The 6,674-nt window shown below is 57.8% G+C and carries 3 protein-coding genes; 1 reads left to right on the top strand and 2 read right to left on the bottom strand.

Annotation, left to right across the window (positions count from 1 at the left end):
- Both malQ and malP read right to left on the bottom strand, forming a co-directional pair.
- Positions 1 to 1,299: 4-alpha-glucanotransferase (gene malQ, locus RTM06_RS21090; RefSeq protein ID WP_312184603.1), on the bottom strand; the 1,299-nt coding region annotated here is incomplete at its 3' end.
- A complete protein-coding gene (malP, locus tag RTM06_RS21085; protein ID WP_312184602.1) occupies positions 1,296 to 3,689 on the bottom strand; it encodes a maltodextrin phosphorylase in 2,394 nt (797 codons plus the stop codon). The genes malQ and malP, both read right to left, overlap by 4 nt.
- Before the next feature lie 274 nt (positions 3,690 to 3,963).
- Here malP and malT point away from each other — a divergent pair, with 274 nt between their 5' ends.
- Entirely contained in the window at positions 3,964 to 6,666 is a 2,703-nt protein-coding gene (gene malT / locus RTM06_RS21080; RefSeq protein ID WP_312184601.1) for an HTH-type transcriptional regulator MalT, read from the top strand.
- The last annotated feature ends 8 nt before the right edge of the window (positions 6,667 to 6,674 follow it).

Genomic DNA, 6,674 nt, shown 5'->3' with positions numbered 1-6,674 from the left:
CATGTTGGCGCGCAGCAGCGCAATCCACGGCTCGTAGGCGCGTGCCTGCATAATTTGTGGATCCATCGGCGGCAATCCCCAGTTCTGGCCGAGCGGGCCGAGAATATCGGGCGGCGCGCCGACGCTGGCCTGCAAGCAGTACAGCTCGCGATCGCTCCAGGTTTCTGCGCCGCCCTGCGCCACGCCCACCGCCAGATCGCGGTATAAGCCAATTGGCATCGCCTGCTGCTGGCACACCGCCCAGCAGTCAGCGAACTGGCGCGTGGCCAGCCATTGCAGCCACAGATAAAAGCGTACTTCATAGGTGTGTTCGATGCGGAATGCCCGCACCGCTGCGCTGTCGGGCGACTGCAACGCCGCAGGCCAGGTTGTCCAGTCGTAGCGCTGAGGGTCTTCGGCGATCTGCGCGGCGTGCAGCGCATCAAACACGCCCTGATGCAGCAAACTTTCACCGCCTTGCTGCATGAAATGTTCAAAGGCGATAACCAGATCATCGTCCGCGCCGCGCTTCCTGAAGTGCTGCCAGGCGAGGCGCAGCGCCTGCAGTTTGAGCGCAGTTACCGCTGAATAATCCACCCACTCAGCATCCCGCGCCGCTTGTAACGCCTGCTGCGTGCTGGCCGCCTGCCACCAGCGTTGCGCTTCTTCACTCAGCGTAAAATCCTCAACGGCGGCGGCATCGATATACAGCATATTGAGCCAGCGCCGCGACGACGGGCTGTACGGGCTGGCGCTCTCCGGCATTGCCGGGAACAGTGCATGCAGCGGGTTCAGCCCAATACAGGCCCCGCCACGCTGCGCGACCTCGACCAGCATCTGCTTTAAGTCGCTGAAATCGCCGATTCCCCAGTTGGACGCCGATCGCAGCGTATAAAGCTGAATGCAGGCGCCCCACAGCGATTGCCCTTGCTGGATGGCTGGCGGCTCGTAACAGCGAACCGGCGCGACAATAATCCGGCAGTGAAAGGTCTGCAAATACGCTGTGTAACTGAGCTGGTGATAACCCAAAGGCAGCGCGGGTAAAACGATCGGCTGGTTGGCGATAGCGCGCCCGTGCCAGCTTTCGCCCTGTTCCGCGATCAGCTGCCACTTGCCTGCCATGCCGGGCGCAGGCAGCACAATCTCCGCGTGTTCTCCTTGCACGATCATCACCGGCGGCAGCGGCGAAGCGTGCGGTTTCGCGGGATGCATCGCTGCCAGCAAACGCTGGCGGGTTAGGGCGGAGACCGATTGCAGCTGACCGTGCGCGTCGATGTATTCACTGGCGATTTCGGCGGTTGGTGTGATAGTGCTGTTCATCGCGCGGCCTGCCAGATGCGTTGCTGATAGTCGCGGATGGCGCGGTCGGCACTGAACATGCCGCAGCGCGCGGTGTTGAGAATGGCGGCGCGCGTCCAGCCGTGCTGATCGGCCCACAAAGTTTCAGCCTGCGCCTGCGCGTTGAGGTAGTGACGAAAATCGGCCAGCACCAGATAAGGATCGCCGCCTTTAGCGCTCAGGCTGTGCAGCAGCGGCTCGAACGCGGTGACGTCGCCATCGCTGAAGGTGCCGTCTTCTAACGCTTTCAATACCCGATCCAGCTGCGTATCTTTTTTGCGCCATGCGTCAGGCGAATAGCCTTCCGCTTTCAACGCGCTGACCTGATCGACGGTATGACCAAAGATAAAGATATTATCGGATCCAACCTGCTCGGCGATCTCCACATTAGCGCCATCCAGCGTGCCGATGGTTAATGCGCCGTTCAGCGCCAGCTTCATATTGCCGGTGCCGGATGCCTCTTTGCCGGCGGTAGAAATCTGCTCGGAGAGATCCGCTGCCGGGATCAGCCGCTCGGCAACCGAAACGTTGTAATCAGGCACAAACACCACTTTCAGGCGGTCGCCAATGCGCGGATCGTTGTTGATGGTGGCCGCCACTTTATTAATCGCGTAGATGATGTTTTTAGCCAGCACATAACCCGGCGCAGCTTTGGCACCAAACAGCACCACGCGCGGCGTCAGGTTGGCCTGCGGATCGCTCACCAGCGTTTGCCACAGCGCGATAATGTGCAGCAGCGCCAGATGCTGACGCTTGTACTCGTGCAGGCGCTTAATCTGCACATCAAACATCGCCTCAGGATTCACCTTGATGCCGGTGCGTTCTGCGATCCATTGCGTCAGCGCCACCTTGTTCTGCTGCTTGATGGCGCGATACTGCGCCTGAAATGCGGCGTGATCGGCGTAGGTTTCTAGCGCTTTCAGCTGATCGAGATCGGTGAGCCACGGCTGATCGAGAGTTTTAGTGATCAACGCAGCCAGCGCCGGATTGCACTGATTAATCCAGCGGCGCGGCGTGATGCCGTTGGTGACGTTATGGAATTTCTCCGGCCACAGCGCGTGATATTCCGGGAACAGGTCTTTCACCACCAGCTGCGAGTGCAGCGCCGCCACGCCGTTCACCGCAAAGCCGCTGGTGACGCAGAGATTGGCCATGCGCAGCTGATTGTTGTGCACCAACGCCAGTTTCGCCCAGGTCGCTTCGTCGCCCGGCCAGTGCGCCTCAACCTGCTTCTTCAGCTGAACATTGAGTTGGTTAACGATCAGCATATGGCGCGGCAGCAGGGCGCGCACCATGCGTACATCCCAGCACTCCAGCGCTTCAGGCATCAAGGTGTGATTGGTATAGGCAAAGGTGCGCTGGGTGATGTGCCACGCCGCGTCCCAGCTCAGCGCGTGTTCATCCAGCAGCAGGCGCATCAGCTCGGGGATTGCCAGCGTGGGATGAGTATCGTTGAGCTGTATCACCTCATAATCCGGCAAGGATTCGATGCCGCGTCCGGCGCGCTGGTGACGGCGCAGGATGTCCGCCAGCGAGCAGGCGCACTGGAAATACTGCTGCATCAGGCGCAGCTTTTTGCCGTTGTCGTGATTGTCGTTGGGGTAAAGGACTTTAGTGAGTTTTTCGGCTTCAATGCCCGGCTGCTCGGCGCGCAGGAAATCCCCGTTATTGAAGCGCTGCAGATTAAACGGCTGCGCATGTTTTGCCTGCCACAGACGCAGAGGTTGGGTAACGCCATTCTGATAACCCACCACCGGCAGATCCCAGGCTTCGCCGAGAATTTGCACCGCTGGCTCCCAGCGCGCAACGCCATTCTGTGTGATGACTTTGCCGCCAAGATGGACCGGCACGGTTAACGCCGCGTTGTGGTTAAACCACGGATAGCTATCGCGCTGCCAGTTATCCGGCATCTCCTGCTGCGCGCCATCAACGAAGTGCTGGCGGAACAGGCCGTACTGATAATTGAGTCCGTAACCGGTGGCGGGTTGTCCGACCGTCGCCATCGAATCGAGAAAACAGGCAGCGAGCCGGCCCAAACCACCGTTGCCCAGCGCCGGATCGGTTTCACACGCTTCCACGTCGCTCAGCGTGATATTCCACTCGGCCAGCGCCGCGTTGACCTCGTCATACCAGCCAAGGTTGAGCAGGTTGTTACCGGTCAGTCGGCCTATCAAGAACTCCATCGAGATGTAGTTAACGTGCCGCTGCGGCGTGGCCGCAGGTGGCGCAGGCATTTCCGCCAGCATGTCGGCCAGTGCGCCACTTAGCGCCTGCCACCATTGGTTTGGCGTCATCTCTTGCGCATCGTGCAGACCAAAACGTTGCCATTGGCGGGTTAGCGCGTGTTTAAAACGGGTGCGATCAAATTTCATAATCAGTCCTGTAAGGGCGAAGGTGAATATGCTTCATTCTGCGCGTCAGCCATTACGCGCTCCTCCTCCTGCACCAAATTCAGCGGGGAGGATGAGCGGGGAGGAGAGGCTGAGGGAAATCTTAAAGTGTGACAGGAATGTGATAACCGTCGCTTTTGTTAAGACTGCTTAATGGGTTCGCTTGCAATAGGTAAATGAATGTCTGAACGTATGTGACTATTAATTACGAAGCGTAAAATAATGATGCGCCACGTTTAGGGAGAAGCGTTTACCGATGTTAATACCCTCCAAACTTAGCCGACCTGTCCGCCTTGAGAACACCGTTGCGCGCGAGCGCCTGATGCAAAAACTGGGCGCGGCGGGCAATTACCGGTTGGTGTTGGTGACCAGTCCGGCGGGATATGGCAAAACCACGCTGATCTCACAATGGGCGGCGGGGAAAGCCAATCTGGGCTGGTATTCACTGGATGAGGGCGATAATCAACCTGAACGCTTCGTCGATTACCTAATCGCCGCTCTGCAGCAGGCCACGCAGGGCGGCTGCGCCTCCAGCGAAGCGCTGGCGCAGAAACGGCAGTACATCAACTTAAATGCGCTGTTCGCTCAACTGTTCAGTGAGCTGGCGGCGTGGCAGCAGCCGATTTGGCTGATCATTGATGATTACCATCACATCACCAATCCCGCGATTCACGACGCGATGCGCTTCTTTCTCCGCAACCAGCCGGAAAATGTGACGCTGATTTTGCTGTCACGTAATTTGCCGCAGCTCGGCATTGCCAACCTGCGCGTGCGTGAACAGCTGATTGAATTGGGCAGCCAGCAGCTGGCGTTTACTCATCATGAAGCGAAACAGTTTTTTGATTGCCGCCTGACGACGCCGCTGGAATCGGAAGAGAGCGGACGTTTGTGTGATGACGTGGCGGGTTGGGCGACGGCGTTGCAACTGATCGCACTCTCGACGCGTCAAGGCGCCAGTTCCGCCCAGGATTCCGCGCGCCGCCTTTCCGGCATTAACGCCAGCCATCTGGCGGATTATCTGGTTGAGGAAGTGCTGAATAACGTCGATAGCGCCACGCGACAGTTTTTGTTGAAAAGCGCGTTGTTGCGATCGATGAACGACACGCTGATCGCTTGCGTAACCGGTGAAGAGCAAGGACAGATGCGGCTGGAAGAGATTGAGCGTCAGGGCTTATTTTTGCAGCGTATGGATAACTCGGGCGAGTGGTTTAGCTATCATCCGCTGTTTGGCAGTTTCTTGCGTCAGCGCTGTCAGTGGGAACTGGCGACTGAACTGCCTGCGCTGCATCGCGCGGCGGCTGAAAGCTGGATGCGCCTCGGTTTTCCTGGCGAAGCGATCCATCATGCGCTTGCTGCCGGTGATGCGCTAATGCTGCGCGACGTGCTGCTGCAATATGCCTGGACGCTGTTTAATCAGAGTGAGCTCACGCTGCTGGAAAATTCACTCAAGGCGCTGCCGTGGGAGATTCTGCTGGAAAATCCAAAACTGCTGCTGTTGCAGGCGTGGTTGATGCAGAGCCAGCACCGTTTTTCTGAAGTAAGCAGTTTGCTGACGCGCTTTGAGCACTCCTGCAGCCAAGAGATTGATGATGTGCTGCGCGGCGAATTTAACGCGCTGCTGGCGCAGGTTTCCATCAACGACGGTAACGCCGAGGAAGCCGAGCGGCTGGCGATGCTGGCGCTCGACGCGCTGCCGGAAAGCCGTCAATACAGCTGCATTGTGGCCACTTCGGTATTGGGCGAAGTGATGCATTGCAAAGGCGAGCTCAGCAGTTCGCTGAAGCTGATGCGTCAGACCGAGCAGATGGCGCGTCGCGAAGAAGCGTGGAATTACGCGCTGTGGAGCCTAATCCAGCAGAGTGAAATTCTGTTCGCGCAGGGATTTTTACAATCCGCTTATGAGATGCAGGATCGGGCGTTTGTATTGGTCAAAGAGCAGCATCTGACACAGTTCCCGATGCATGAATTCCTGCTGCGTATTCGCGCGCAACTGTTATGGGCGTGGGGCCGACTCGACGAAGCGGAACAGGCGGCGCGTGAAGGCATCAAAGTGCTGAAAGGTTATCAGCCGCAGCAGCAGATTCAGTGCCTCGGTTTGCTGGTGCAGTGTTCGCTGGCGCGCGGCAATCTTGATAACGCCCGCAGCCACCTTAGTCGGCTTGAGAATCTACTCAACAACGGATCGCTGCACAGCGACTGGATCGCCAATGCCGATAAAGTGCGGGTGATTTTCTGGCAGATGACCGGCGACAGTCAAAGCGCCAGCAGCTGGATGCGCCAGACGGCGAAACCGGAGTTCGCCAATAATCATTTCCTGCAAGGTCAGTGGCGCAACGTGGCGCGCGCGCAGATTTTGCTGGGAAATATGAGCCAGGCCGAAGTGGTGTTGGACGAGTTGAATGATAACGCCCGCGCGCTGAACCTGATGAGCGACATGAACCGTAATCTGCTGCTGTTAAATCAGATTTACTGGCAAACCCAGCGCAAAGCAGAAGCGCAGTTGGCGCTGACCGAAGCGCTGAAACTGGCGCGCAGCACCGGTTTCGTCAGTCATTTCGTGATTGAAGGTGAAGCGATGGCGCAGCAGCTGCGTCAGCTGATTCAGCTGAATACGCTTGATGAACTCGATAACCATCGCGCCAGACGCATTCTCAGCGAGATTAATAAATATCATCGCCATAAGTTTGCCCATTTTGACGAAGGCTTTGTTAGCCGCCTGATTAATCATCCCGATGTGCCGGAGCTGATCCGCACCAGCCCGCTGACCCAACGCGAATGGCAGGTTTTGGGGCTGATCTATTCGGGATACAGCAACGAGCAGATCGCTGGCGAGCTGGATGTTGCGGCCACCACTATCAAAACGCATATTCGCAATCTATACCAAAAACTCGGCGTGACGCATCGCGCGGAAGCGATGAATCAGGCGCAGTCGATGCTGCGGATGATGGGGTATGTGTAGTGGATCGG

The organism is Pantoea sp. CTOTU46764, assembly GCF_031974595.1.
Classification (GTDB): domain Bacteria; phylum Pseudomonadota; class Gammaproteobacteria; order Enterobacterales; family Enterobacteriaceae; genus Pantoea; species Pantoea trifolii.
The sequence above is the reverse complement of the archived record's forward strand: the minus strand, read 5'-3'. Positions and strand labels throughout refer to the sequence as shown.

Coding starts and splice junctions, on each gene's coding strand:
- malP (WP_312184602.1), bottom strand. CDS start 3,689: ATGAAATTTGATCGCACCCGTTTTAAACACGCGCTAACCCGCCAATGG.
- malT (WP_312184601.1), top strand. CDS start 3,964: ATGTTAATACCCTCCAAACTTAGCCGACCTGTCCGCCTTGAGAACACC.